We start from the raw sequence: 26,140 nt of genomic DNA, 5'->3' as shown, positions 1-26,140 counted from the left end.
CCCGTTTTGGCCATTTCGCCGCAGTTAGACTGTGACGATTGCGACCTCGGCGGTTCCGAGACCGACCTATAGGTGAAAATCTTGCCGCGCTCGACGCCAAATTTCACATGATCTTTCTGAGCGGTATTCATGGGTTCTGTGCTTGAGACAAGGCCGGCAACTGTGATGGCAGACTTGCCGCGGAAACCCGCAGATGCTAGGAATTACGTGAACAAAGAGGGAACAAATATGCCGTTGCGCCACACTATTTCCGGGCGAGGTGCCGTATCGAACGATGCTGGTCGGTACGAGGCGTATGCGCACGAAGCGGTCGATGACGGCTGGGAGGATCCCGAGCCTCTGCCTCCCTTGCGAACCTCGGTTCGGGACGAGGTCGCGAAGTCTCTGATCACCTACAACAAGTCACCCGATCTGCCATTTGACCGGTCGATCAACCCGTATCGCGGGTGCGAACACGGTTGCGTCTACTGCTTTGCCCGACCCACACATGCATATCTCGGTCTATCTGCCGGGTTGGATTTCGAAACGCGACTGATCGCACGTCCGAACGCGCCTGATGTGCTTGCGCGCGAGCTTTCGTCCGCGCGGTACAAGGTGGCGCCGATTGCGCTGGGTACAAATACGGACCCGTATCAGCCGATCGAAAAAACACTTTCGATCACAAGGGCCTGCCTGGAGGTTCTGAGAGATTTCAACCACCCGGTTGCGATCGTGACAAAGGGTGCTTTGATCGAACGGGATATCGACATTCTCGCGCCGATGGCCGCCCTCGGGCTGGTCCGGGTCGGCATCTCGCTGACCACGTTGGATTCTGGCCTGTCGCGGCGGATGGAACCGCGTGCCCCTGCGCCAAAACGTCGGCTGCGCACGATCCGAAAGTTGACCGAGGCCGGGATTCCCGTGCGCGTCATGACGTCCCCGATCATTCCAGGACTGACCGATCACGAGCTTGAAGCGCTGTTGGAGGCGGGCCGCGACGCCGGCGCGGATGCGGCCAGTTGGATCATGCTACGGTTGCCCCGCGAAGTCTCGCAACTGTGGCAGGAGTGGTTGTCCGAACACGAGCCTGGTCGCGCCGAAAAGGTCATGGCGCGGTTGCGCGAAATGCACGGGGGCAGGGACTACGACCCGCGGTGGGGGCATCGGATGCGCGGCGAGGGAGTCTACGCCGAAATGGTCGCCAAGCGGTTCAAGTCTGCGATTGCGCGACTTGGCTTGGCGACCACAACTCCCAAACTGCGTTGCGACCTCTTTGCACGGCCTGCGCGGGCCGGGGATCAATTGTCACTGTTCCAATAAGAAAAGACCCCGCTCGATGGCGGGGCCTTTTGTCTGTCTCAGCGGTTTTCGATGTCGACGTAGTCGCGCAGAGTTTCGCCCAGGTACAGCTGGCGCGGGCGGCCAATCTTGTTCTGAGGATCGGCGATCATTTCTTTCCACTGGCTGACCCAGCCAACGGTGCGCGACAGCGCGAAGATCGGGGTGAACATCGAGGTCGGGAAACCCATCGCCTCGAGAATGATGCCCGAGTAGAAATCGACGTTCGGGAACAGCTTCTTGTCGACGAAATACGGATCTTCCAGTGCTTGTTTCTCAAGCGCCTTGGCGACCTGCAGTTTCGGGTTGTTCTCGATGCCCAGCAAGTCCAGAACCTCATCGGCCGACTGCTTCATCACTTTGGCGCGCGGGTCAAAGTTCTTGTACACGCGGTGACCAAAGCCCATCAGGCGGAACGGATCGTTCTTGTCCTTGGCGCGTTCGATGAACTCAGGGATGCGGTCGACGCTGCCGATCTCTTCCAGCATCTCGAGGCAGGCCTGGTTGGCGCCGCCGTGCGCCGGGCCCCAGAGGCAGGCGATACCGGCCGCGATGCAGGCGAACGGGTTCGCGCCCGACGACGAAGCCAGACGCACGGTCGAGGTCGAGGCGTTCTGCTCGTGATCGGCGTGCAGGGTGAAAATCCGGTCCATGGCGCGGCTGAGGATCGGGTTGACGACGTAGTCCTCGGCCGGAACGGCGAAGCACATGTACAGGAAGTTCGACGCGTAGTCCAAGTCATTGCGCGGGTAGATGAACGGCTGACCGATCGAGTATTTGTATGCCATCGCCGCAATTGTCGGCATTTTGGCGATCAGGCGGTGCGTCGCGATTTCGCGCTGGCGCTCGTCGCCCACGTCAGTCGAGTCGTGATAGAAAGCCGACATGGCTCCGACCACGCCCACCATCGTGGCCATCGGATGCGCGTCGCGGCGGAAGCCACGGAAGAAATAGTGCATCTGCTCGTGGATCATGGTGTGGCGGGTGATGGTCGTTTCGAACTCTTCCAGTTCGTCGGCCTTGGGCAGGTATCCGTACAGCAGCAGGAAGCACACTTCGAGGAAGTGCGATTTCTCGGCCAGTTGGTCGATCGGATAGCCACGGTGCAGCAATTCGCCCTTTTCACCGTCGATATAGGTGATGGTGCTGTCGCAGCTTGCGGTCGAAGTGAAGCCTGGGTCGTAGGTGAACACGCCGGCCTGACCGTAGAGCTTGCGGATGTCGACTACGTCGGGTCCGGCCGTTGGCGAATGAACCGGCAACTCATAGGTTTTTCCGTGGACGGTCAGAGTCGCTGTCTTGTTGCTCTCGGTCATGTTTTCCCTTCCTCAATCATACGAATGCCGGCTCGCTGACCGACAAAACGGGCGGTGATCGCGCAAGTCTGCGCGAGTCAGGTCGTAGCGGAGCAGCGTTACCCGAATGTGAAGTCAGGACTGTGCCGCTGCATCAGAAATCCGTGCAATGGTCTCATCCCGACCTAGCACGAGCATCATGTCAAAAACCGAAGGTGTGACGGCCCGACCCGCCAACGCAGCCCTGAGGGGGCCAGCCAGCTTGCCGAACTTCAACCCGTTTGCCTCGGCAAACGAATTGAGGGTCTCCTCCAGTTCGTTCCGGGTCCAGCTAGCATTTTGCAGCTGCGGCGTCAATTGATCCAGTATACCGTCGGATACAGAACTCAGCGCCTTTTCTGCCTTCTCATCGCGCTCGATCGGTCGCGAAGTCAGTGCAAAATGCGCCTTTTCAAGGAGTTCCGGAAATGTACGCGCCCGATCCTTGAGGCAATACATCGCACGTTCCAAATCACCCGATTGTGTTTCTGTCAGCGCAGGCAGGCCAGCGGCGTCCAGATATTCTTCGATTTCTTGCCGCAATGCAGCATCATCGGATATGGCGATGTGCTGTCCGCACAAGTTCTCGAGCTTTTTGAGATCGAACCGCGCCGGGCTTTTCCCGATTCCGTCCAGGTCGAACCATTCCTTGGCCTGTTCATCGGTAAAGAACTCGTCGTCCCCGTGGCTCCAGCCCAGGCGCGCCAGATAGTTTCGCATACCGGCGGCAGGATAGCCCATGGCCTGATACTCCTGCGCGCCCAATGCGCCGTGCCGCTTGCTGAGTTTCTTTCCGTCAGGGCCGTGGATCAGCGGGATGTGCGCCCAGACCGGAACTTTCCAGCCCATGGCTTCATAGATCATCATCTGCCGCGCCGCGTTGTTCAGGTGGTCGTCGCCGCGAATGACATGCGTCACACCCATGTCGTGGTCATCAACGACCACCGCCAGCATATAGACCGGTGTGCCGTCCGAACGCAGGAGGACCATGTCGTCCAGCTGATCGTTTCGGATGGTTACGTCACCTTGGACCTTGTCGCGGATGACGGTTGTGCCATCCTGCGGAGCCTTGATCCGCACAACGAAGGGGCGGTCGGGGTGTGTGCTGGGGTCGGCGTCGCGCCACGGGCTGCGGAACAGGGTCGACTTGCCCTCGGCCCGGGCCTGTTCACGAAAGGCCGCGATTTCTTCCTGGGTCGCAAAGCACTTGTATGCTTTGCCTTCTGCCAGCAGCTGATGCGCGACTTCGGCGTGACGAGCTGCGCCCTCGAACTGGCTGATGACATCTCCGTCGTGGTCGAGCCCGAGCCAGCTCATGCCCTTGAGGATAGCCTCGGTCGCTTCGGGCGTTGACCGTTCGCGGTCCGTGTCTTCGATCCGCAGCAGGAACTTTCCGCCTCGACCACGGGCGTAAAGCCAATTGAACAGCGCAGTACGGGCTCCGCCAATGTGCAGATAGCCGGTGGGCGAGGGTGCAAATCGGGTGACGACCTGATCGGACATTATAGTGATTAACCTTTTGGTAACCGCGTTGAGCGTAGAGTCGAGCCTGTCTAACGAGCCTCAAGGACGGGGGCAACCATGCGTGTTGTGGCGTGGGTCGAAGGTGCGTTGCTAAACCAGCGAGGGCACCTTTTGCCTTGGTCTCCGGTTTGTCTGGCCATCGGCATAGGCCTGTATTTCGCAATCCGGTTCGAGCCGGAGGCGCGGATTTATTCGGGCCTGTCCGGGTTGGCCCTGCTTGCCATTTGGGCCAGCCGCCGGATGTCGTCTGCCTGGGCTCCGTTGGCAATAGGGGGGGCGCTGGTCGCCGTTGGGTTCATCCTGGCGGGTGCTCGCGCTCACATGGTTGCAGAGCCGGTTTTGAAATGGCGCTATTACGGCCCGGTTGAGGGGAGGGTCGTGGCGTTGGATCGCTCTGCTTCGGATGCGCTGCGGGTTACGCTGGACCAGGTACGGATCGGGGACGTGCCGTCGGACCAAGCCCCGCGGCGCATCCGACTTTCGTTGCATGGCGACCATGTACCGATTGTGCCAGGGCAACGCGTTATGACGACGGCCCATCTGTCACCGCCGCGAGGTCCCGTCGAACCCGGCGGCTTTGATTTTCGCAGACACGCCTGGTTTCAGCGCTTGGGCGCGGTCGGATACGCGCGCACGCCAGTGGTCACCGCCGCTCCGTCCCGCTTTGAAGCCGGGGTGCGTGTCGCTGCCGTGCGCATGGCCATTTCCGACAGAGTGAGAGAAGTGCTGCCAGGTGATGTCGGCGGCTTTGCCGCAGCTGTTTCGACCGGGGATCGCAGCGGCATCAGCGCCGCCGCTTTGGACAATTTGCGTGCGTCGAACCTTGCCCATCTGCTTGCAATCTCAGGCCTGCATATGGGGTTGTTGACGGGGTTCGTCTTTGTGACTTGCCGGGTACTGCTTGCGGCCTTGCCCGCCTTGGCGTTGCGGTGGCCGGTTCGCAAGGTTGCCGCGGTCTGCGCGCTGATCGCTGCAACGCTCTATCTGTTGCTTTCTGGGGGCAATGTCGCGACCGAGCGCGCCTTCGTGATGGTATCGGTTCTGTTTGGGGCGGTTTTGATCGATCGGCGTGCCATATCTTTGCGGGCCGTCGCGGTTGCGGCGCTGTTGGTGCTGTTTCTTCGCCCCGAATCATTGCTCAGCCCCGGATTTCAGATGTCCTTTGCCGCCACGACAGCACTGGTCGCGGTTTTCGGTGCCCTTCGCGACGTTGAGGTTCCAAGAGTGCCCAAGTGGTTGCGCCCGGTGGGTGGGCTTCTGTGCTCCTCGGCGATCGCTGGTTTGGCGACGGCCCCAATTGGTGCGGCACATTTCAACATGGTGTCGCACTACGGCTTGCTGGCCAACACCCTGTCCGTGCCGGTTATGGGATCCGCCGTGGTTCCCTCGGCAGTTCTGGCAGCGATCCTCGCGCCTTTCGGGCTCGAGGCCGTGGCGATCCATGTGATGGGTATCGGACTGGCGTGGATCCTGGCCGTCTCGGACTGGGTGTCCGGCCTGGATGGTGCACGGGGCTTCGTTTCCAGCTCGCCCGGTTTTGTCCTGCCGCTGTTTTCCTTGGGTGCGCTGTGGGTCATTTTGTGGCAGGGACGCAGCCGCTGGGTCGGAGTTTTTCCGATGGCGTTCGCCGCAGTATTCTGGGGACAAGGCCAGCGGCCCGAGGTGCTGATCGCCGATTCAGGTGGTTTGGTCGGGGTGATGACCGAGAAGGGCCGCGCGTTGAGCAAGGAAAAAGGCGCTGGGTTCGTCGCTTCGGTCTGGCTTGAAAACGATGGAGACGGAGCAACCCAGCCGGACTCTGCGGGCCGGTGGCCATCGGCCCCAGATCTTGTTCAGCGATATCCTTTAGAGGATTTCCAGCTGGTCCACATCACGGGCAAGCGCGCGGCGCAGCAGGTCACCGTTTGCCGACCGGGCGAACTCGTGGTCTCTGCCGTGCCGATCAAACTGACCGGTGACTGCGCCGTTTTTGATCCTGACCGACTGCGAAAGACCGGCAGCCTTGCGATCCGCCAAGGAAAGATGTTCAGCAGCGCTGATGCGACGGGGCCGCGCCTTTGGTCACCGGCTCGGCCCGACGGCTTCAGTAAGTCCGAATAAGTCCGACGAGACGCCCTTGAACCTTGACTTTGTCCTCGGGCAATACCCGCGTTTCGTAAGCGGGGTTGGCGGCCTCGAGCGCGATCGCCTGGCCGCGCCGGAAAAACCTTTTCAGGGTTGCCTCCTGATCTTCGACCAAAGCCACGACGATGTCGCCATTGTCTGCCGAAGACGTTTCGCGGATCACGACCACGTCCCCGTCATTGATACCGGCGTCGATCATGGAGTCTCCCCGCACCTCAAGGGCATAGTGTTCGCCACGGCCCGATACCATCGTGCCAGGTACCGCAACATGATGGGAAATGTGGCTGATCGCCTCGATAGGAACACCGGCGGCAATTCTGCCCATCACCGGAAGTTCGAGAGCGTCCACCGACACAGGATCGACATTGGCGGGGCGGGGCACGCTGGGCTTGTCACCTTCGATCACGCGGGGCGTGAAGCCGGCGGTCGGCTCGCCTCCAAGACTCTCGGGCAGTTTTACTATCTCGATCGCGCGCGCCCTGTGGGCGAGACGCCGGATGAACCCACGCTCTTCCAGTGCAGTAATCAACCGATGGATGCCGGATTTGGATCTCAGGTCCAACGCCGTTTTCATTTCGTCAAAGCTGGGTGGAACACCGTCCGCCTGAACGCGTTTGTGGATGAATTCCAGCAAATCCAATTGCTTCTTGGTCAGCATCGCTCACACCTCGTTGCCCATGCGTTTTCTTTTGTTCTACGCATGTTCACGTTTTGTGTCAATGGATTTGCCGGCTGAACCTAAATCGGCAGGTAGGACACCGTTTCCCCCGCAGCCCGCGTGGGATCATTTGGAGGGCGCATCAGCAAGGCGTTCGACCGCGCCAGAACGCTGAGCAGCGAACTGTCCTGATCCTCGAATGCGCGTATCCCATCGCTTTCCAATCGAGCGCGCATGTAATGCTCGCGCGGGCCGTTCGGTGGCAGGGCCTCCGACAGGATGGCTTGATGGAGAATCGGATCAACAGTCTGGATGCCCAGCATCTTTTTGACCAAGGGGACCAGGAAGAGATATCCGCAAACCATCGCGCTGACTGGGTTGCCGGGCAACCCGATCATCGCCGCATCACCCAGCCGCCCCGCCATCAGTGGTTTGCCGGGGCGCATCAGGACCTTGTAGAAGGATTGTTCGAGCCCCAGCCGTTGCGATGCTTCGGCCACAAGGTCGTAGTCTCCCACCGACGCTCCGCCAATTGTCACGACCAGATCGGAGCCTTCGGCCAAGCCAAATGCGGTTTCCAGCGATGACAGTGTGTCTTGTGCCACTGGCAACATGCGAACATGTGCGCCAGCATTCTCAAGCAATGCTTTGATGCCAAACGAGTTCGAGGCAATGATCTGGTCAGGTCCCGGAGTTTCGCCCGGCGTGACCAGCTCGTTTCCCGTGGCGATCAGCGCGATCTGGGGTTTGGTGGCCACGGAGACGGTCGGAACATTCATCGCCGCCAGCAATGCAAGATCCTCAGGCGAGAGGACTCGCGGTGCACTAACCGTATCGCCGATGGTGAAGTCCACGCCTGCCAGTCGGATGTTGGTTTTTTGGCCGGGTTCTTCCGTGATCGTCAACAGATCGCCGCGCAGGTCGGTATCTTCCTGGATGACGACGAAATCTGCCCCGTCGGGGACCGGAGCCCCGGTGAAGATCCGAACCGCCTGGCCCGGGCCAACCGTGCCGGTGAAACGCTGGCCAGCGGCGGCCTCACCGATGACCTTGAACATCGCGTGACGTTCCACTTCGGCTGACTTCAGCGCATATCCATCCATTGAAGAGGCGGCAAAAGGGGGTTGGTCCCGCTCGGCTTTGACATCCCGCATCAGCACTCGACCGGCCGCGTCAGCAAGCGCAATCTGCTCTTCGGGCATGGTGGCTACCAGGCCGAACAGCAACTGTCGGGCTTCTTCAACCGCTATCATTTCGCCTCGTAACGACCTGACTTACCGCCATCTTTCAGCAGAACGCGGATCCCCCCAATTTCCATCGCCTTGTCAACGGCCTTGGCCATGTCATAGACGGTCAGCGCCGCGGTAGACACGGCTGTCAGGGCCTCCATCTCGACACCAGTCTGACCGGTGGTCTTGACCGTCGCTTCGATCTGCACGCCGGGCAGGTCCGGGTCCAACGTCAGGTCAACCGACACCTTGGTGACAGGCAAGGGATGGCACAGCGGAATCAGGTCCGGTGTCTTCTTTGCCCCCATGATCCCGGCCAACCGGGCAACCCCCAGAACATCGCCCTTCTTCGCGCGGCCTTCGGAAATGATTTCAAAGGTTTGTTGCGCCATTTTTACGTAACCCGCGGCAACGGCGACGCGGTTTGTCGTGTCCTTGTCCGATACATCGACCATATGGGCCTGGCCGTCGCTGTCAAAATGCGTCAGGGGCATCACATGACCCCCGGCACCAGCGGGTTCGACAAAATGTGACGGGTTGCGGCGGCGACGTCCTGCTGCCGCATCAGGCTTTCTCCGATCAGGAAACACCGGGCACCATAGCGGGCGATATCCGCAAGGTCTTCCGGGGTGTTCAGCCCGCTTTCGCACACGATCATGCGATCAGCGGGAACCAGCTTGGACAAACGACGAGTGGTATCAAGCGAGGTCTCGAACGTCTTGAGATTGCGGTTGTTTATCCCGATGAGAGGGCTTTTGAGATCGGCCGCGCGCTCAAGCTCGGCCTCGTCATGTACCTCGATCAGGACATCCATGTCCCAGTCAAACGCGGTCTGTTCCAGTTCGGCGGCTTGCTGATCGTCGACTGATGCCATGATGATCAGGATACAGTCGGCACCCAGTGCCCGCGCTTCGACCACTTGATAGGGATCATACATGAAGTCCTTGCGCAGTGCCGGCAGCGAGCATGCAGCCCGGGCGGCGGTCAGGAACTCCTTGGCACCCTGAAAGCTGGGTGTGTCGGTCAAAACCGAGAGGCAGGCGGCGCCACCTTCTTCATAGGCTTTTGCCAGCGCGGGCGGATCGAAATCCTCACGGATCAAACCCTTGGACGGGCTTGCCTTCTTGATTTCGGCGATCAGGCCATAACCGCGGCGACTTGCCGTGCGCAGAGCCTCCACAAAGCCGCGCGTTTCAGACGCTTCGCGGGCTTGTTGCTCGACCTCGTCCAGGGGAACTTGGGCTTTGTCGGCGGCGACTTCTTCCAGCTTGTAGGCCTTGATCTTGTCCAGAACGGTTTCGGTCATGCGGCTTCCTGTGTGAGTTGTGCCAGAGCAGCAATCTTGTCTTTCGCCTTGCCGCTGTCGATGCTTTCGGCGGCCATTTCGACGCCTTGTTTCAGGTCCGGTGCAGCTTCGGCGACCACAAGGGCCGCAGCCGCGTTCAGCAGGACCGCATCCCGGTAGGCCGACGGCGCGCCATCCAGCAATGCGCGGAACGCGACGGCGTTTTCCTCGGGTGTTCCGCCCAGAATATCTTCAAACGGATGAACCGGCAGGCCCGCATCTTCGGGATGCAGTTCGACCTCTTTCACCCGTCCGTCCTCAAGCGACGCGACCCAGCTGATGCCAGTAATCGTCATCTCGTCGGTCCCGTCCGAGCCATGTACCAGCCAGGCGTGCTCGGCCCCGAGCAGACCAAGGGTTTCCGCCATCGGTCGGATCAGGTCGCGGCTGAAGGCTCCGGTCAGCTGCCGCTTGACACCGGCGGGGTTGGTCAGGGGGCCAAGGATGTTGAAGATGGTTCGGGTACCAAGCTCTTGCCGGGTGGGCATGACATGGGCGATGGCCGGGTGATGCATGGGCGCCATCATGAACCCGATGCCGACGGTCTGCAAAGCCTTTTCAACGACTTGCGGCCCGACCATCACGTTGATTCCCATCTGTCCCAATGCGTCGGCGGCCCCGGATTTCGAGCTGAGATTCCGGTTGCCGTGCTTGGCCACGGTCACGCCCGCGCCAGCCACGACAAAAGCCGTTGCGGTCGAGATATTGAGCGTGCCTTTCCCGTCACCGCCGGTTCCAACGATGTCGATCGCGCCAGATGGCGCTTTGACCGCGTTGCATTTCGCGCGCATCACGGCGGCGGCGGCGGCATATTCCTCGACCGTTTCGCCGCGCGTCCGCATGGCCATCAACAAACCGCCGATCTGGCTGGGCGTGGCGCGACCCTCAAACAGGATCTCAAAGGCCTGTTCGGCTTCGGCACGGGTCAGGGCGCGATCGGCCGCAGCTCCGATCAGCGGTTTCAGCGCGTCACTCATGCGGGGACTTTCATTTCGTTCAGGAAATTCTTTAGCAGAGCGTGGCCGTGTTCCGAGGCGATCGATTCCGGGTGGAATTGAACACCGTGGATCGGCAGCTCTTTGTGTTGCAGGCCCATGATGGTGCCGTCTTCCAACTCTGCCGTGATTTCGAGGCAATCGGGCAGGGTATCCCGATCGACGACCAGTGAGTGGTAGCGGGTCGCCTCAAACGGTGACGGCAGGCCGGCGAACAGGCCTTTGCCAGTGTGATGCATGGTTCCCATTTTGCCGTGCACGATTTCGTGGCACCGCACGACCTTGCCGCCAAAAGCCTGACCAATTGTCTGGTGACCCAGACATACACCCATCAAAGGCGTGCGCGTTTCCGCAGCTGCCTCGGTCAGCGCGAGGCAGATCCCGGCCTGATCCGGATCACAAGGGCCGGGGCTCAGCAAGATGCCGGCAGGGTTCATGGCCATCGCTTCCTGCACATCCAGCGCATCATTGCGGCGCACGACCATTTCCGCGCCCAATTCGCCCAAATAGTGGACAAGGTTGTAGGTAAACGAGTCGTAGTTGTCGATCAGCAGCAGCATTTGGCACTTGTCTTGTGTTTGGGCAATTCGGACTGGCGATACAGCCCCGCGCCACGGTATAGTGTTGGGACATACATGCTCAGGCTTGTGCGGCAGCGTCAAGGGGACAACCCCAACAAGGCGACCGGACGGGTGAGTGCCGCAAAGACGGTGCACGGGCTGCCGAGGCAGGATGAAAGACGAGAGGCAAGAACAGATGGGCGGATTTATCGGTGGAATGATCGCCGGCGCGGTCGTTGTGTTGGTTCTGGGCGCAGTGCTTTCCCTGAACACGCCACTTGGCAGCAAACCGGATATTCAGACAGCGGCGCCAGCCGCGGCGGAAGCCGATCTGCCCAAGGCGGATACGGAAGTGCAGGGCGCTGGTCCGGATTCCGATCTTGTCGAAATCGCGCCACGAGCGTTGGAGGCGCTGGACGATACGGCGGATGGGTCCAATGGACTGGATGGCATTCAGGCCGAGCCGGATGATCGTCCGCAGGTCGGTGACACCGTGGCAGGCTTGAACGACCCGGGTGCGGGAGACGCCGCTTCGGTCGATGTGACGACCGACGCGCCAGCCGCACCCCCGGCGCCCGGACCGGTTCCGTCCAGTCCGGACGAGGAGGTCCAGCCCGTTACCGTGGACGCGACGCCGCCGACCGCACCGCAGCCACCGGCGCAAGAGGTCACGGCCGTCGAGCCCGAGACCGCCGAACCAGAGACCACGGCAAATGCGGAACCCGAAGCGACCCCCGAGCCGGAAACAGCTGTGCTGCCGTCGACGCCTGAGCCGGATCAACCGACCGGAACCGGCGACAGCCCGATCGCGGTCGAGGGGGACGAAGACACGCAGCCTCGCAAACGGGCCCGGATCGCGGCCTTGCCCCAGATCGGCGGCGAACAGGCAACGGCCTCATCCTCGATTGCCGGCAAACGCGTGATCCCGCTGACCGAACGCGATGATTCCCCGGCCGATCAGCCGGCAGAGGGTGAGGGCATGCCCGGTAAGCCGATCGATGCTTATGCCGCCGCCTTTGACAACCCGGATGCCAAACCGCTGATGTCGATCATCCTGATCGATGACGAAGGTGCGTTCGGGGCTGAGGCGCTGAAGGATTTTCCGTATCCGCTGAGCTTTGCGGTCAGCCCTTCGGATCCGCAAGCGGCGGAGAAGATGAAGCGCTATCGCGAGGCTGGGTTCGAAGTTCTTGCCTTGACCGACCTGCCAAAGGCGGCCAGCGCGCAGGATGCCGAAGTTTCGCTGGCGGTCTGGCTTGAAACCTTGCCTGAAACCGTTGGCCTGCTCGAGGGCGTGAACACCGGGATACAGGGCAACCGCAAGTTGGCCGATCAGGTGGCTGCCATCGCGGCAGGAACGGGCCGTGGGCTGGTCGTGCAGGACAACGGGTTGAACACCGTCCAAAAGCTGGCCGCGCGGAATGGCATTCCATCCAGTGTGGTGTTCCGCGACATCGACGGTGCGCGTCAGGATCCAACGGTCATGCGCCGGTTCCTGGACCAGGCCGCTTTTCGTGCCGGGCAGGAAGGCGCAGTTGTGATGCTGGGCCGATTGCGGCCCGAGACAATTTCGGCGTTGTTGCTCTGGGGGCTTGAGGATCGCGGCAACCGAGTTGCCCTGGCCCCGATCTCGGCGGTGATGAAAAGCCAGATCCAGTAATCAATGCAGAAAAAGAAGAAAAGGCGGCCAGATTGGCCGCCTTTTTTTATGAATTCCCGGATCCGGTGAACCGCGCCGCATCCGCCGCGGCTCGCCTGATGGCATTCGATTTGTGCACGGTTTCCATGTATTCGGCCTCGGGGTCGCTGTCATAGACGACACCACCACCGGCCTGGATATACAGTTTCTGGTCCTTCACGATGGCCGTACGCAGCGCAATGCACATGTCCATATCGCCACCGGCACTGAAATAGCCGACACCGCCGCCGTAGACACCGCGCTTTTCGGGCTCCAACTCGTCGATGATCTGCATCGCCCGGACCTTCGGTGCACCTGACACTGTGCCCGCCGGCATCCCGGCAAAGAAGGCGTCCAGGGCATCCTTGTCGCCGGCCAACTCGCCCACAACGTTCGACACGATATGCATCACGTGGCTATAGCGCTCGATGATGAATTCCTCGGTCGGGCGGACGGTGCCGATTTTGGACACGCGGCCTGTGTCGTTGCGGCCCAGGTCCAGCAGCATGAGGTGCTCGGCCAGTTCCTTTTTGTCGGCCAGCAAATCCAGCTCGTTCGCCTTGTCCTCTTCGGGGGTGGCACCGCGAGGACGTGTTCCGGCGATCGGCCGGATGGTCACCTCGTTGCCGAACACGCGCACGAGTATCTCGGGGCTGGCGCCGATCACCTGGAAGCCACCGAAGTTGAAATAGAACATGAACGGCGACGGATTCGTGCGGCGCAAGGAACGATACAGCGCAAAGGGCGGCAGCGGAAAATCTTGTGTCCAGCGTTGTGCCGGAACCACCTGGAAGATGTCACCAGCCCGGATGTACTCCTTGGCCTTTTCCACGGCTTCCATGTAGCCCGACTTGGTGAAGTTGGATACCGGCGGCGCGATCTCGTGTGCTTCGCCCAGATCTCGAGACTCCGAGGGCATTGCGCGTTCCAGGTCGCGCACCGCGTCCATCACACGCTCGGCCGCCTGTGCGTAGGCGGCCTTGGCTGACTGCCCGTCGCTGGCCCAGGCCGGAGACACAATGGTGACTTCGCCTTTCACGCCGTCCAGGACCGCAACAACCGACGGGCGCAGCAGTATCGCATCCGGCAGGCCCAAAGGATCGGGGTTCACATCCGGTAGGTATTCGACAAGGCGCACCATGTCGTATCCCAGATAACCGAACAGGCCGGCGGCTGCCTGGGGCAGGTCATCGGGCAGGTCGATGCGGCTTTCGGCGAGCAGCGCGCGCAGGTTGTCCATCGGGTTGCCATCTTGCGCGTCGAACGCATCCGCATCAAACCGCGCCGAACGGTTCAATTCCGAAGTTTCGCCCCGACAGCGCCAGATCAGATCCGGCTTCATCCCGATGATCGAATACCGCCCGCGAACTTCGCCTCCGGTCACCGATTCAAGGACGAAGGCGTCCTTCTGGGCGCCCGTCAGCTTGAGCATCAGCGAAACCGGTGTGTCCAGATCCGCGGCCAGACGGGTATAAACGACCTGGTTCTGTCCGGCCTCGTAGGCGCGGGCAAAGCTGTCGAAATCGGGTGTCAGAGCCATTTTCGTTCCGGTCAGAAGTTGGCCTGAACGGCGTTCAGCGCGCGTTGATCCAGGGTCGGCCGCGCGCGTGTCTGAGCGTCGCGCACATAGATGTCGAAGATGTTTTGGGCCAGTGCCTGGTTCAGCTGCGCGGCAGCGGCCTCTTGCATCAGGCGCTGTTCGTCGGTTTCCGCAGGCGGAAGAACCTCGTCCAGTCGCACGATGAATGCCGCATCGGGTCCCGCGATCACGCGCAGTTCATTGGGCTCCATCTCAAAGATCTGGGTCATGAAATCGGCCGGAACGTTGTCCAAAAACGCGGTGCGGGTCAGCGCGTTTTCGACACGGAATGGCAGCCCGGTCGCCGTGAAATCACCGTCGACGGCCAATTGAGTCACGATGCCGTTGGCCTGTTCCTCAAGCGCTTTGGCTGTCTGTTCCTGTACCCATGCGGCGGCGACGCGGTCGCGTGCGGACTCCAGCGGCTCGGGGCGCGGCGGCAGAACCTCGTCCAGCCGCAAGGCAAAGATCGAACCATCCTCGAGGAATCCGATTTCAGGGAAATCATCTTCGCGGACGGCCTGAGCAGCCTGGCGGAAGCCGTCATACGCGGCGATGCCGTCGTCGCTTTGACGGGTCCAGTCAATCTTGCCAAGCTCCATTTCGGTTTCGTTGGCCAACTCTTCCAGCGTGGCGCCGCCGGCCAGCATGTCGTTGATGTCTTCGGCTTGGCTCTCGATGAGGCGCCGGGCGCGTTCGCCGGCCAGCTCTGCACGCAGTTCCGGTTCGGCGTCCTCAAAGCTCACGTTCTGTTCGGCCAGCGATCCGTTGACCCGGAACAGGGCCGGACCAAAGACCGAGGGCAGGGGACCCACGACCTGATCAATCTCTGCGGCAAAAACGGCATCCGCGGCCTCGCCCAGATCTTCGCGGGTCACATCACCCAGATCGACACTGCTCAGTTCAAGTTCGCGTTCGCGTACTAGCTGCTCAAAATCCGCCCCGCCGACTTCCAGCTGCGCCATCGCCGCAGTCGCCTCTTCTTCCGAGGGGTAGACCAGCCGCTCAACCAGACGACGTTCGGGTTGCTGATACTGGTCCTTGCGTTGTTCATACAGACGCTTGAGCGCGTCTTCGTCGATTTCGACCGTATCCTGCAGCATCTCCGGCGACAGAACGGCGTAGGTGATCTTTTTGGTGCGCGGCAGGGTGAACCGATCCGTATTCGCGTCGTAATACGCTTGGATCTCGGCGTCCGTCGGCTCGGGGATCGGGGTCGTCAGAGCGTCCGGCGACAGAGTCGCTACGGTAAAGCTACGGCGAGCCAGAACATAGTCGGCGAGGGCTTTGGTCATGATCGCGGGCATTTCAACACCGTCCATCATCGCGCCTTGGACGATTGTCCGCGCTGTTTCCTTTCGCAGGTCTTCCTCGAACTCGGTTTCGGTCATGCCGATCTGTTCCAGCTGGAAGCGGTAGGCTTCGCGGTCAAAAGATCCGTCAGGGCCCTGAAAGGCCTGAATGCCGACGATTTCCTTCTGCAGGTTGGCATCACCGATCGAAACACCCAGCTGTGCGACCTCATTGTTCAGGGCTGCCAGCGAAACCAGACGCCCCAAGGCCCGCTGATCCAACCCCAGTTCCCGGGCCTGTGACATCTGCATCGGTTGACCGGTCTGCGCCTCGACCGCGCGGATTTCGCGCTGCAGCTCGCGGACATAGGCATCGACCGAAACGTCCTCATCCCCGACCTGGGCGACTGTGCGAACCGTTCCGCTGAGGTTGACGGCGCCAAAACCGGCAAGACCCAGCATCAGCATGCCCATGAGAATCCAGACGAAGGTTTTGGAGAGTTTGTTAATGCCTGCGGCCATAGTGCCCTCTTGGATCTTGCGGCAGGGTTCTGCCGTGACTGTTGCGGCCCTGAATACGACGCGGGATGCCGGGGGGCAAGCTCAGAAGGACAGGGCCTTCAAGCGGTCGAACAATAACCGGATTCCAGCACGGTCCAGATTGGCGAAAGCAATGCGCACCTGGCGTTTCCCGGCGGGGTCGTGGTCGGGCATGAACATGGTGCCCGGCAACAGCAGAATACCGGCCTCGGCGACCAATCTGCGCGCCAGTTCGTCCGACGGCATGTCGAACGGATGTTCGAGATAGGCGAAATAAGCCCCCAGACCCAGCAGCCGCCAACCCTTGTCGATGAGGCGGGGCATGTTCTCGGTGATTGCGGCGCGGCGATCCAGAATTTCGGCGCGTTCGCCCGCCAGCCACTGCGACAGGTTCCGCATCCCCCACAGCGCCGCGAACTGGCCCATCTGGCCGGGGCAGATGGCGACGGTGTCGAGGAATTTCTCGACCTCGGACAGCAGCGGCGCACCTGTGGCGATCGCGCCCACGCGGTGGCCGGTCAGGCGGTAGGCCTTCGAGAAGGAATAGAGATGCACCAGCGTCCGATCCCAGTCGGGCTGCTGGAACAGCGCGTGTGGCGGGCCGCTGCGGCTGTCGAAATCACGATAGGTTTCATCGACCAGCAGGCGCAGGCCATGCTGTTGCGCCAGGTCATAGAAGGCACGGACCAGATCCGCCGGGTATTCGACGCCACCCGGGTTGTTGGGTGTGACCAACGCGATCGCGCGCGTGCGCTTGGTGATCAGCGCGCGCGCCTGTTCCGGATCGGGCAGCAGGTCCGACCCGGTCGGCAGATCAACCGTTTTGACACCGGCCATGTCCAACCACATTTTATGGTTGAAATACCAAGGCGTTGGCAGGATGACCTCATCCTCTTGATCCGTGATCGCCGAGATGACCGAGGCAAAGGCCTGATTGCAGCCCGAGGTGATGGCTGTCTGCTCCGGCCGAACCTCGGCAGCGTAGTGATCGCCGATCTCACGCGCGAGCTCCGCGCGCAGATCGGGGTTGCCCAGTACCGGGCCGTAGAGATGTGCGGCGTCCTGATTGATCGCGAAATCGGCCATCGCCTGCCGCAGCGCCAAAGGCGGCGGATCGACCGGCGCCGCCTGGCTGACATTGATCAGCGGGCGGTCATCCGAGAACGTGACCCCTTCGAGCCAACGCCGCGCCTCCATCACCGGAGGGGCGAAGGTGGCGGCGGTGCGGGTCAATGTCATCGGGTGTCCGGTCTTGCTGATTTGTGGTGGATAAGTGGGATCAGTCGGTGCCGCGATAGGGCTCGACATATTGCAGGGCCATATCCCAAGGGAAGAAGATCCAGGTGTCTTGGCTGACCTCGGTGATGAAGGTATCGACCATCGGGCGGCCCTTGGGCTTGGCATAGACCGTGGCGAAATGGGCCTTGGGGTACATCTTGCGCACCAGTTCCAGCGTCTTGCCGCTGTCGACCAGATCATCGATGATCAGCACGCCCTCACCATCCCCCATCAGATCGGCATCGGGGGCCTTGAGCACCTCTGCCTCGCCACGTTCCTGATGGTGATAGGATTTGACGCTGATCGTATCTACGGTGCGGATGTCCAGCTCTCGGCTGACGATCATCGCAGGTGCCATGCCGCCACGCGTGATCGCGACGACGGCGCGCCATGCGCCCTCATCCGGTCCCTGACCGTCCAGCCGCCAGGCCAGCGCGCGCGAGTCGCGGTGAATCTGGTCCCAGCTGATATGAAAGCCTTTTTCGTGTGGCAGGCGGTCCTTTGCGCTCATGGTCTTATCCCTTTTCCACATCCGGCGCGTCGACGGCTTTCATGCCGACGATGTGATAACCCGAGTCAACGTGCAGGTTTTCACCGGTCACGCCGCTGCTGAGGTCGGACAGAAGATAAAGGGCCGATTTGCCCACGTCATCGATGGTCACGTTGCGGCGCAAGGGAGAGTTGTACTCGTTCCACTTCATGATGTAGCGGAAGTCGCCGATGCCGCTGGCGGCCAGAGTCTTGATCGGCCCGGCGGAGATCGCGTTGATGCGGATGTTGTCCTTGCCCAAGTCCTCGGCCAGGTATTTCACCGACGCCTCGAGCGCGGCCTTGGCCACACCCATGACATTGTAATGCGGCATGACCTGCTCAGCACCATAATAGGTCAGGGTAATGGCGCTGCCGCCGTCGGTCATCAGCTTCTCGGCGCGTTGCATCACCGCGGTGAAAGAGTAGACCGACACATCCATCGTCAGCTTGAAATTCGCGCGCGACGTGTCGACATAGCGGCCGCGAAGTTCGTTCTTGTCGGAGAAACCAATGGCGTGGACGACGAAATCCAGCTTGCCCCATTTCTCTTTCAGTGCCGCGAACAGCTCGTCGATCGACTCTTCGTTGCTGACGTCACAGGGAAGGACGATCTCACTTCCCAGTTGGGCCGCCAACGGGTCGACCCGTTTTTTCAGTGCATCCCCCTGATAAGAGAAAGCCAGTTCGGCTCCGGCTTCGGACAAGGCGCGGGCGATTCCCCATGCGATTGATTTGTCATTGGCCAGTCCCATGATGAGGCCGCGCTTGCCGGCCATCAACTGATTTGACATGTTCGGTTCTCCGCCTGTCGTCGCGATGTGTTGCGTTGGTTTATGCCATTGATTGCGCTGCATCAAGGCCATGCACTCTTGCCCGGGGCGGGTTCTCGCCGTAGGGTCATGTTCAATTCGTTCCAGGGGATGGACATGAGTGAGCGAAACGGCATCTTTGCCGGTGACGATCCGTTCGTGATCGCGGCCCGTTGGTTGGCCGAAGCCGAAAAGACGGAACCGAACGATCCGAACGCGATTGCCCTGGCAACCGTGGACCCCGATGGTATGCCGAACGCACGGATGGTGTTGCTGAAGGATATCGAGGCGGACTCCTTCGTTTTCTATACCAACTATCACAGCGCCAAGGCCCAAGAGCTGGATGCGGCCGGCAAAGCCGCTTTTGTTATGCACTGGAAATCACTGCGGCGTCAGATCCGGGTTCGTGGTACAATCACCAAAGAAGACGGCCCTTTGGCCGACGAATATTATGCGTCACGCTCGCTGAAAAGCCGGCTGGGTGCCTGGGCTTCGCGACAGTCGGAACCTCTGAGCAGCCGGGCTGCTCTGATGGCCGAAGTTGCAAAGGTGACGGCAAAGCTGGGATCAAACCCGCCGCGGCCCGAATTCTGGGGTGGCTACAGGCTGATGCCGGTTGAAATCGAGTTTTGGGCGGATGGTGCCTTTCGGTTGCACGACAGGTTCCGCTGGCGGCGCGACCCGTCCGAGCAAAAGTGGAGCGTACAGAGGTTGAATCCATGACGTTCGCGTATCGTGAAATGCAACACACGGAAATGTCTGAATTTTTTCAGCTTGAATTTGCCCGACGTTTCCATACACATCAGACCCCTAACGACCCTTTGAATCTCGTGATGGGAACACCGTGCCAGAAGACCTGAACAGCATGTACCGCGTTCGTGGACACGTAAAATGGTTTGACCCTGCAAAGGGGTATGGCTTTGTCGTGTCCGACGATGGCGGTCCTGATATCCTGCTGCACGTGAACGTTCTGAGGAACTTCGGGCAAAGCTCGGTCGCGGATGGCGCGGGCATTGAGATCATGACTCACCGCACCGATCGTGGCGTTCAAGCGGTTGAGGTCGTGAGCATTGATCCGCCCGAGCGGGCCGACTCGGTGATGCTGGCGGATTTCGCCGAAATGGATCCCAATGAGATCGCGCATGCGCCGCTCGAGGCCGCGCGGGTCAAGTGGTTCGACAAGAGCAAGGGTTTCGGCTTTGCCAATGTCTTTGGTCGCAGCGAGGACGTGTTTCTGCATATCGAAGTTCTGCGCCGGTCCGGGTTGGCGGATCTCCAACCGGGCGAGGCGCTGGCGATGCGGGTCATCGACGGCAAGCGGGGCCGCATGGCCGCACAAGTGCTTGCGTGGGAATCCGCGCTCAATGACTGAGCGCTGCGCGTGATGCGGATTCTGGCCGGTCTTCTTCTGAGTATTTTTCTGTCACAAGGCGCCTTTGCTGAATGCCGGTCTGACCGGGTGGACCTTCGCAATGACAAGGCACAGGTCCGGTTTCTGGTCGAATTGGCAGTTTCCCCGCAGGAGCGGGCAAAGGGTTTGATGTTCCGCGAAAGTATGCCTCAGGGCGAAGGGATGCTGTTCGTGTTCGATCCGCCCCAGCCGGTCGCATTCTGGATGAAGAACACCTTGATCCCGCTGGACATGATCTTTCTGGATCGCACAGGTTTGGTGACCCGTGTTCATTCCGATGCCGTACCGGGGGATCTGACCCCAATCGAGGGCGGCGATTCGGTCTTTGCGGTTCTTGAGGTGAATGCGGGGCTTGCCGCCCGTTACTCGATCGCACCAGGTACGGTCATGCGGCACGAAATTTTTTCGCAAGGCCCTGCAATCTGGCCCTGTTAGGGCTTTTCAAATCCGAATGACGCCGTTAGGAAGGCGCACGGTCCGGGGCGTGGCGCAGTCTGGTAGCGCACCTGTTTTGGGTACAGGGGGTCGTGAGTTCGAATCTCGCCGCCCCGACCACTTTCCTTACAACGGAGTTCCACCGAAATATCGGTAGAGCCGTGTCAATTCATCATCCAGAACCGAGCTTTCGACGGGAACCTTGATCGTCGCTCCGTCCTTCTGGGGGACCAGGAAAAACAACTCGGCATCGACCCGGTAACCGGCCTGATTGCGGGTCGAAGACATGCGGCGCACCCCTTTGGGCAAGTCCTGCGGGTAACCGTCATAGTTGAGGATCAAGAACGCGGTGGTTTCCGGAGGCAGAGAGGAACGGCACTCGAAACTGCTGCGCTCGGGCCGTGTGAACCGTTCCTCCGGACCTTCGCAGCTGATCTCGAACGTGCTGAATAACTGATCGGGGTATTCGGCGAACTGAGCACTGCGTGAAGACTGTTCCGGCTCGGGCGTCGCACAAGCGGCCAGCAAGGTAAGGACCGGAAACAAACGGAAAATCGAGGTTCTCACGGCGCACTCCGTCATTTGTGTGTCGTGATGCGCCGCGTTGCGCTGCCACGAAGATTGGTGATTCTCCTCACAGTATGGGGCACGGGCGGGCAGGTGACCATTTTCTCGTAACCGGGCCGGGAAAAAAGAAAATCCGATTTGACCGATCTACACGGTTTTGTGGACAGCGTTGTGGAGGAATCGGCGCGTTCTGCCTTGGCCCATCCTGCGGTTTTGCGGTCAACAGAAAAGTTTTGGTTCGGAGCCAAAAAATGCCGTTGACCAACTATGGGTAGATACGCCAGATTGTATGGGCCGAGTGAGTTGCCACTAAATCTGGTAGGAATAGCCAGAGTTGGCATAGGGCGAGGGTCGGAAAGCACTCCAAACTGACGTGCAACCGTGCAAACGGGTTTGCGCTGCCAAAGGCAGCGCCCGGTCCTCTGCGTCCCTGATCGGCGGTCAAGGCGGGCGGCACCCCGCCACAAAACGGAATTGGTGCCGGACAACCGAATTTGGGCTGATTGATCTAGGGCGGCGGACATGAAGATTGAAAGAACATTTACCAAGGCAGGGCAAGACGCATACGCAGAGTTGGACTTCGTGTCCGTCACGTCCGAGATCCGCAATCCGGATGGAACGATCGTGTTCCGCCTTGATAACATCGAGGTCCCCTCTCGGTGGAGCCAGGTCGCCAGCGACGTGATCGCTCAGAAGTATTTCCGCAAGGCCGGCGTTCCCAGCAAACTGAAAAAAGTCCGTGAGAAGGACGTGCCCGAGTTTCTGTGGCGCTCGGTTCCGGCCGACGATGCCGAATTTGGTGGCGAAACGTCTTCGAAGCAGGTGTTTGACCGCCTCGCGGGTGCCTGGGCCTATTGGGGCTGGAAGGGCGGTTACTTCTCGACAGAGGAGGACGCGCGCGCCTATTTCGACGAGATGCGTTACATGCTGGCGACACAGCGTGCCGCGCCGAACAGCCCTCAATGGTTCAACACCGGTCTGCACTGGGCCTATGGGATCGACGGCCCGGCCCAAGGTCACCACTATGTGGACTACAAGACCGGCAAGCTGACCAAGTCGAAATCGGCCTATGAACATCCGCAGCCGCATGCGTGCTTCATCCAGTCGGTCGATGACGACCTGGTGAACGAAGGCGGCATCATGGATCTATGGGTGCGCGAGGCGCGCCTGTTCAAATACGGCTCGGGTACCGGGACCAACTTCAGCCATCTGCGTGCAGAAGGCGAAGCGCTGTCGGGTGGCGGCAAGTCCTCGGGCCTCATGGGCTTTCTCAAGATCGGCGACCGCGCCGCTGGCGCGATCAAATCAGGCGGGACAACCCGTCGGGCAGCAAAGATGGTGATCGTCGATGCAGATCACCCTGACATCGAGCAATTCATCGAATGGAAGGTGATCGAAGAGCAGAAGGTGGCCTCGATCGTTGCCGGATCGAAGATGCACGAGAAGATGCTGAACGGCATTTTCGAGGCCATCCGCAGCTGGGACGGTGCGCAAGACGATGCGTATGATCCCAACAAGAATGACAGCCTGAAGAAAGCGGTTCGCGAAGCGAAAAAGGTTGCGATCCCAGAGACTTACATCAAACGCGTGCTGGACTACGCCAAGCAGGGTCATGACAGCATCGAATTCCCGACCTACGACACGGACTGGGATTCGGAAGCCTACAGTTCGGTCTCGGGTCAGAACTCGAACAACTCGATCCGCGTCACCAACGCGTTCCTGACTGCTGTTGATAAAGACGCCGATTGGGAACTGATAAATCGAACTGATGGCAAGGTCGCCAAGACCGTTAAGGCGCGGGACCTGTGGGAAAAGGTCGGCCACGCCGCGTGGGCCTGTGCCGATCCGGGGATTCAGTTCCACGACACCGTCAACGAATGGCACACATGCCCCGAAGACGGCCAGATTCGCGGCTCGAACCCGTGCTCGGAATACATGTTCCTTGATGACACGGCCTGTAACCTGGCGTCGATGAACCTGCTGACTTTCCTGAAGGATGGTGAGTTCCAGGCGGCGGACTACATGCACGCCTCGCGCCTGTGGACGCTGACGCTGGAAATCTCGGTGACCATGGCGCAGTTCCCGTCAAAGGAAATCGCGCAGCTGTCTTATGACTTCCGTACGCTGGGTCTGGGCTATGCCAATATCGGCGGCCTGCTGATGAACATGGGCTACAGCTACGACTCGGACGAGGGCCGGGCGATCTGCGGCGCACTGACCGCGATTATGACCGGTGTGGCCTATGCGACCTCGGCCGAGATTGCCGGTGAACTGGGACCGTTCAAGGGCTACGAGCGCAACGCAGATCACATGCTGCGCGTCATCCGCAACCACCGCCGCGCGTCGCAGGGCGTGACCGAGGGTTATGAAAAGCTGGCGGTGAAGCCTGTGCCTCTGGACCACGGCAACTGCCCGGACAAGCGTCTGGTCGATCTGGCCATGTCGGCTTGGGACGAAGCACTGAGCCTGGGTGAGAAAAACGGTTACCGCAACGCGCAGGCCACCGTGATCGCGCCGACCGGCACGATCGGACTGGTGATGGACTGCGACACCACCGGCATCGAGCCCGACTTTGCGCTGGTCAAGTTCAAGAAACTGGCTGGGGGCGGCTACTTCAAGATCATCAACCGCTCGGTGCCGTCGGCGCTGGAAAAGCTTGGCTATTCCTCGGCACAGATCGAGGAGATCGTGTCCTACGCAGTCGGGCATGGCACCATCGGCAACGCGCCGGGGATCAACCACACCTCGCTAACCGGTCACGGGTTCGGCCCGAACGAACTGGCCAAGATCGACGCCGCGCTGGAAAGCGCGTTCGACATCCGGTTTGTCTTCAACCAGTGGACGCTGGGCGAGGATTTCTGCACCGGCGTCCTGGGCATCCCGGCCAGCAAGCTGAACGATCCGACCTTTGACATGCTGCGCCATCTGGGTTTCAGCAAGTCGGATATCGACGCGGCCAACGACCATGTCTGCGGCACCATGACCCTGGAAGGGGCCCCGCATCTGAAGCCCGAGCACTATGCAATCTTCGACTGCGCCAACCCCTGCGGCAAGAAGGGCAAGCGGTTCCTCGGTGTTGACAGCCACATCACCATGATGGCTGCGGCGCAAAGCTTCATCTCGGGCGCGATCAGCAAGACGATCAACATGCCCAATGACGCCACGATCGAAGATTGCCAGAAGGCCTACGAGCTGTCCTGGAGCCTGGGCGTCAAGGCCAACGCGCTGTATCGCGACGGGTCCAAGCTCAGCCAGCCGCTGGCAGCGGCGCTGGTCGAGGATGACGACGAAGCGGCTGAAATCCTCGAAAGCGGCTCGATCCAGGAAAAGGCCGTGACCCTGGCCGAGAAGGTCGTCGAAAAGGTGGTGGTCAAAGAGATCATCCGCAGTCACCGCGAAAAACTGCCGCATCGTCGCAAGGGGTATACCCAAAAGGCGATCGTGGGCGGGCACAAAGTCTATCTGCGCACCGGCGAATTCGAAGATGGGCAGCTGGGCGAGATCTTCATCGACATGCACAAGGAAGGCGCTGGCTTCCGTGCGATGATGAACAACTTCGCCATCGCCGTCTCGGTCGGTCTGCAATATGGCGTGCCGCTGGAAGAGTTTGTCGACGCCTTCACCTTCACCAAGTTCGAACCGGCCGGGATGGTTCAGGGCAACGACTCGATCAAGAACGCGACGTCGATCCTCGACTACATCTTCCGCGAACTGGCCGTGTCGTACCTCGATCGCACCGACCTGGCGCATGTGAAACCCGAGGGCGCAACATTCGACGACTTGGGTCGTGGCGAAGAAGAGGGTGTATCGAACGTCTCGGAGATCAGCGACAGCGCGGCTTCGAAATCCTTGGAGGTTCTGAAACAGATCAGCTCGACCGGTTATTTGCGCAAGCGTTTGCCGCAGGACCTGATGATGTTCAACGGCGCCGCCGGCGAAGCGACCGGACTGTCCGAAGCGGCCGTGACCTTTGAAACCAAGAGCGAAACCACCGTCGTCACCGAAACGGCTACCGGGATGGATGCCCGGACCAAAGCCAAAATGCAGGGATACGAGGGTGATCCTTGTGGCGAATGCGGAAACTACACGCTGGTGCGCAACGGCACCTGCATGAAATGCAACACCTGCGGGGCAACCAGCGGGTGTAGCTAAGGCAAACGCCCCGCCAGGCGGGGTGTAGGGACCTGGATTTCCCCCCGGACTTCCGGTCCCGACGAATACGGATCAGGGCGTTGAGACTTACCCTAGGTCGCCCTGGTCCACTCGGCCGGCATGCCCGTGCTGGCCGGGAACAGGGTGGGGCGGAATATCGGTCCTTCCCACTCTCTCACGGGGCGGGTGCGCTCGTCCCATGTGCAGTCCAGGCCGCAGGCAAAAAAACACCGGGCGGTCAACGAATTGAGCCTGGACAGCAAAACTGACAGGGGGCTTCGGCCCCCTTTCTTTTTTCGACTCGGTCGGGCTGAGCGACAGATTGCCGGGAATAGGGGTGCGGATGAGGGAAGATGTGCCGATGCGCCAGCGGGCGGCTTGGCACAGCGAAAGCTTGCGACTCCAAATGGCCCAAACGGGCAGGGATTGGCGCGAATTTCTGGAAAATCTTTGCGGCCGATGACAGTGCGGCTGAGCAGGTGTTTTGTGTGCCTGTCCGGACAGACTACCACAAACCCCCTATCAGGAGACTGACAATGAATTCTCAGAAACTGGCCGTTCTGGCCGCAGTTGCCCTCGGGTTCCCTGCGCTTGCATTCGCGCAGAGCTCGGCTGACGCAAATGGCGACGGCGTTCTGACCATCGAAGAGGTTCAGGCCGTTGTGCCCGACATGGATGCCGATGCGTTCTCGCTTTTGGACGCGAATGGTGACGGCGCTCTGGATGAGGCCGAAATCACAGCCGCGCAAGAAGCCGGTCTGCTGCCGCCCAGCAACGGTTAA

22 protein-coding genes and 1 tRNA gene are annotated in these 26,140 nt (G+C 60.6%); 9 read left to right on the top strand and 14 right to left on the bottom strand.

Going from position 1 to position 26,140, the window contains the following annotated elements:
- Window positions 1-228 precede the first annotated feature (228 nt).
- Entirely contained in the window at window positions 229-1,299 is a 1,071-nt protein-coding gene (locus ACR0IR_RS06610) for a PA0069 family radical SAM protein (RefSeq protein ID WP_170363383.1), read from the top strand.
- A gap of 38 nt (window positions 1,300-1,337) precedes the next feature.
- Here ACR0IR_RS06610 and gltA read toward each other — a convergent pair whose 3' ends face one another.
- Both gltA and gltX read right to left on the bottom strand, forming a co-directional pair.
- Entirely contained in the window at window positions 1,338-2,633 is a 1,296-nt protein-coding gene (gltA, locus tag ACR0IR_RS06605; RefSeq protein ID WP_170338439.1) for a citrate synthase, read from the bottom strand.
- Between the two features lie 114 nt (window positions 2,634-2,747).
- Window positions 2,748-4,154, bottom strand: coding sequence for a glutamate--tRNA ligase (gene gltX, locus ACR0IR_RS06600; RefSeq protein ID WP_170363384.1), 1,407 nt, complete (start codon window positions 4,152-4,154; stop codon window positions 2,748-2,750).
- 78 nt (window positions 4,155-4,232) lie between these two features.
- Between gltX and ACR0IR_RS06595 the strand changes: the two genes are divergently transcribed.
- On the top strand, window positions 4,233-6,275 hold the full coding sequence (locus ACR0IR_RS06595; protein WP_170363385.1) for a ComEC/Rec2 family competence protein: 2,043 nt from the start codon (window positions 4,233-4,235) through the stop codon (window positions 6,273-6,275).
- Here ACR0IR_RS06595 and lexA read toward each other — a convergent pair.
- The 6 genes from lexA to ACR0IR_RS06565 all read right to left on the bottom strand — a co-directional run bounded on the left by lexA (window position 6,259) and on the right by ACR0IR_RS06565 (window position 11,086).
- Entirely contained in the window at window positions 6,259-6,957 is a 699-nt protein-coding gene (lexA, locus tag ACR0IR_RS06590; RefSeq protein WP_170363386.1) for a transcriptional repressor LexA, read from the bottom strand. The genes ACR0IR_RS06595 and lexA overlap by 17 nt on opposite strands.
- Before the next feature lie 80 nt (window positions 6,958-7,037).
- Entirely contained in the window at window positions 7,038-8,210 is a 1,173-nt protein-coding gene (locus tag ACR0IR_RS06585) for a molybdopterin molybdotransferase MoeA (protein WP_170363387.1), read from the bottom strand.
- Complete coding sequence (moaC, locus tag ACR0IR_RS06580; RefSeq protein ID WP_170338969.1) at window positions 8,207-8,680, bottom strand: cyclic pyranopterin monophosphate synthase MoaC; 474 nt, start codon at window positions 8,678-8,680, stop codon at window positions 8,207-8,209. Before moaC ends, ACR0IR_RS06585 begins: the two co-directional genes overlap by 4 nt.
- Window positions 8,680-9,492: an indole-3-glycerol phosphate synthase TrpC gene (gene trpC, locus ACR0IR_RS06575; RefSeq protein WP_170338444.1), complete on the bottom strand. Its 813-nt coding sequence runs from the start codon at window positions 9,490-9,492 to the stop codon at window positions 8,680-8,682. Before trpC ends, moaC begins: the two co-directional genes overlap by 1 nt.
- Window positions 9,489-10,508 (bottom strand): anthranilate phosphoribosyltransferase, encoded by a 1,020-nt coding sequence (trpD, locus tag ACR0IR_RS06570; RefSeq protein ID WP_170363388.1) that lies wholly within the window; start codon window positions 10,506-10,508, stop codon window positions 9,489-9,491. The genes trpC and trpD overlap by 4 nt, the downstream gene beginning before the upstream one ends.
- Window positions 10,505-11,086, bottom strand: a complete 582-nt coding sequence (locus tag ACR0IR_RS06565) for an anthranilate synthase component II (RefSeq protein ID WP_170338975.1) — start codon at window positions 11,084-11,086, stop codon at window positions 10,505-10,507. The genes trpD and ACR0IR_RS06565 overlap by 4 nt, the downstream gene beginning before the upstream one ends.
- A 196-nt stretch (window positions 11,087-11,282) precedes the next feature.
- Here ACR0IR_RS06565 and ACR0IR_RS06560 point away from each other — a divergent pair, with 196 nt between their 5' ends.
- Window positions 11,283-12,746: a divergent polysaccharide deacetylase family protein gene (locus ACR0IR_RS06560; protein WP_170363389.1), complete on the top strand. Its 1,464-nt coding sequence runs from the start codon at window positions 11,283-11,285 to the stop codon at window positions 12,744-12,746.
- Between the two features lie 46 nt (window positions 12,747-12,792).
- Here the strand turns inward: ACR0IR_RS06560 and trpE are convergent, their stop codons facing one another.
- The 5 genes from trpE to fabI all read right to left on the bottom strand — a co-directional run bounded on the left by trpE (window position 12,793) and on the right by fabI (window position 18,775).
- Window positions 12,793-14,304, bottom strand: a complete 1,512-nt coding sequence (trpE, locus tag ACR0IR_RS06555) for an anthranilate synthase component I (RefSeq protein ID WP_170359089.1) — start codon at window positions 14,302-14,304, stop codon at window positions 12,793-12,795.
- Window positions 14,305-14,315: 11 nt separating this feature from the next.
- The gene (locus tag ACR0IR_RS06550) at window positions 14,316-16,157 is read right to left on the bottom strand and encodes a peptidyl-prolyl cis-trans isomerase (protein WP_170418674.1); all 1,842 of its coding nucleotides are present in this window, start codon (window positions 16,155-16,157) and stop codon (window positions 14,316-14,318) included.
- 81 nt (window positions 16,158-16,238) lie between these two features.
- Window positions 16,239-17,414 carry an aminotransferase gene (locus ACR0IR_RS06545; RefSeq protein ID WP_170363391.1) on the bottom strand — a complete coding sequence of 392 codons (1,176 nt, stop codon included), beginning with the start codon at window positions 17,412-17,414 and terminating at the stop codon, window positions 16,239-16,241.
- 40 nt (window positions 17,415-17,454) lie between these two features.
- Window positions 17,455-17,964, bottom strand: coding sequence for a xanthine phosphoribosyltransferase (gene gpt, locus ACR0IR_RS06540; protein ID WP_149774418.1), 510 nt, complete (start codon window positions 17,962-17,964; stop codon window positions 17,455-17,457).
- Between the two features lie 4 nt (window positions 17,965-17,968).
- Window positions 17,969-18,775 carry an enoyl-ACP reductase FabI gene (gene fabI / locus ACR0IR_RS06535; protein WP_170338454.1) on the bottom strand — a complete coding sequence of 269 codons (807 nt, stop codon included), beginning with the start codon at window positions 18,773-18,775 and terminating at the stop codon, window positions 17,969-17,971.
- A gap of 135 nt (window positions 18,776-18,910) precedes the next feature.
- On the opposite strand from fabI, the gene pdxH reads away from it, so the two are divergent.
- The 4 genes from pdxH to ACR0IR_RS06515 all read left to right on the top strand — a co-directional run bounded on the left by pdxH (window position 18,911) and on the right by ACR0IR_RS06515 (window position 20,759).
- On the top strand, window positions 18,911-19,516 hold the full coding sequence (gene pdxH, locus ACR0IR_RS06530; RefSeq protein WP_170363392.1) for a pyridoxamine 5'-phosphate oxidase: 606 nt from the start codon (window positions 18,911-18,913) through the stop codon (window positions 19,514-19,516).
- Window positions 19,517-19,637: 121 nt separating this feature from the next.
- Window positions 19,638-20,165 (top strand): cold-shock protein, encoded by a 528-nt coding sequence (locus ACR0IR_RS06525; protein ID WP_093962172.1) that lies wholly within the window; start codon window positions 19,638-19,640, stop codon window positions 20,163-20,165.
- A 12-nt stretch (window positions 20,166-20,177) separates the two neighbouring features.
- Window positions 20,178-20,639 (top strand): DUF192 domain-containing protein, encoded by a 462-nt coding sequence (locus ACR0IR_RS06520; RefSeq protein WP_170363393.1) that lies wholly within the window; start codon window positions 20,178-20,180, stop codon window positions 20,637-20,639.
- A 43-nt stretch (window positions 20,640-20,682) separates the two neighbouring features.
- A tRNA-Pro gene (locus ACR0IR_RS06515) sits at window positions 20,683-20,759 on the top strand.
- A gap of 6 nt (window positions 20,760-20,765) precedes the next feature.
- On the opposite strand, the gene ACR0IR_RS06510 is transcribed toward ACR0IR_RS06515, so the two are convergent.
- Entirely contained in the window at window positions 20,766-21,206 is a 441-nt protein-coding gene (locus ACR0IR_RS06510) for a hypothetical protein (RefSeq protein ID WP_367646430.1), read from the bottom strand.
- A gap of 522 nt (window positions 21,207-21,728) precedes the next feature.
- Between ACR0IR_RS06510 and ACR0IR_RS06505 the strand changes: the two genes are divergently transcribed.
- Window positions 21,729-25,358 (top strand): vitamin B12-dependent ribonucleotide reductase, encoded by a 3,630-nt coding sequence (locus ACR0IR_RS06505; RefSeq protein WP_170363394.1) that lies wholly within the window; start codon window positions 21,729-21,731, stop codon window positions 25,356-25,358.
- A 536-nt stretch (window positions 25,359-25,894) separates the two neighbouring features.
- Window positions 25,895-26,140: an EF-hand domain-containing protein gene (locus tag ACR0IR_RS06500; RefSeq protein ID WP_170363395.1), complete on the top strand. Its 246-nt coding sequence runs from the start codon at window positions 25,895-25,897 to the stop codon at window positions 26,138-26,140.

It is taken from the genome of Ruegeria sp. CF2, assembly GCF_056537385.1.
Note: the sequence above shows the minus strand (reverse complement) of the source record. Positions and strands in the feature narration are given on the sequence as shown.